General features: G+C 62.0%; 1 protein-coding gene. It reads left to right on the top strand.

Features of this window, described 5'->3' with window-relative positions:
* Positions 1-244 precede the first annotated feature (244 nt).
* Positions 245-1,402: a hypothetical protein gene (locus ACJ4V0_RS21480; RefSeq protein ID WP_448301646.1), complete on the top strand. Its 1,158-nt coding sequence runs from the start codon at positions 245-247 to the stop codon at positions 1,400-1,402.
* The last annotated feature ends 67 nt before the right edge of the window (positions 1,403-1,469 follow it).

Below are 1,469 nucleotides of genomic sequence, written 5' to 3'. Positions count from 1 at the left end.
CTACGACGACATCATCCAGGCGTCGTGCGAGGCCTGGAACAGGCTCGTCGCACTGCCAGGGACCATCACGTCAATCGGCATGCGCGACTGGGCACACATCGGTCAGTCGTGAGGGCCGTTGGTATAAGGCCAATGGTCTGAATAGGCAAACCGTTGAGAAGGCGCTTAAGGGTCTTCGCCATAGCCGAAACGGCACGCGCATTCGCGAGCAACTGATTGCGGAGCTCTTTGGAGCAGCCGCCGAATGACACCTTTTATTGGCCTACCTCAGCTCGCCGACCTTGCGGGCATTTCTGACCGGGCCGCTGAAAAAGCTGTCACCAGGTCCATTCGGGAAGAGGCATATCTTTGGCGCGAAGCTCGGCTGGTTATCCGCACCACGCGCGGTCGCGGCGGCCGCTCCGGCCTCCGCTACGAGGTTCGCCTCGACAGCCTTCCAATCGACCTTCAACGGCGCTTCAACGAGATTTGCGGCCCCGAGGCACCCCGTCTTTCCCATGGCCCCAAGGCCCAGGTGGAGCGGGACTTCTGGTACCATGTCATCTCCCCTGCCCTGGCCCATCCCAAGGGCTCGCGGGCTCGCGCTGAGGCGATCCGGTCAATCGTTGGGCGAGAACATTTCGGGCCGGGCGGAAGGCCCAAGGACGTCTCAGAGCGAAACGTTCTCCGTAAGATCAAGAACTATGAACTGCGCGGCGACCTTGGCGCTCTCGGCAGAGCAAAGCGTTCCGATGCCGGCAGGAAGGCCACGATCATTTCACGCCGCTGGGACGGCTCCGTCGCGCTGGACGAGACGACCAAGCGCAGGATCGGGGACGATTTGCGCCACTACGTTCGCGGTCTGCATAGCCAGGGAGAATCCGCGGGCATCCTCGCACTGTTGGCATCATCCAAACTGTTGCGGTTGACCAGGGAAGCCGGTGTTGATCTCGGCGCGGACGGCGAGGTGATCTGCCGGGTTCCCCCTCATGTTCTCAATGCCGAACGCGTGTTCCGGAAGGTGGCGCTGAAAGCGCGGGACCGGAAGACCCACGAGGATCGGAAGCCGCGTCAGTTACGCGATCGCACGGGCATGGCTCCGATGGAAATCCTAGTCGGGGACGTGCACCCGATCGACATCGTGCTCAGGCGCGATGATGGCTCGCAGGCGCATGCTCGCGCCATCGGCTGGCTCGATATGGCGACCAACCGGATTTGGTTGGATGTCGTGCTTCTCGACAAGGGCAAGGGCATCACCAATGGACACGTCATCCAAAGCTTCATCAATGTCGTGAACGCTTGGGGCGCACCCCGTACGCTCTATGTGGACAACGGTAGCGAATACAATTGGGCACCGTTCATGGACTGTCAAATCGCTTCCAATCGCCACCCCTATTTCGCGTCCAAAGCAGGCCCCCATTGAGGGCGCAGATGCGAGCGGCCGCCCCGGCGTAGCTGGCCAGGGTTTCGCAGCCGGGGCGGCCGCGTTT

The sequence above is a fragment of the Phreatobacter aquiterrae genome (assembly GCF_053471285.1).
Note: the sequence above shows the minus strand (reverse complement) of the source record. Positions and strands in the feature narration are given on the sequence as shown.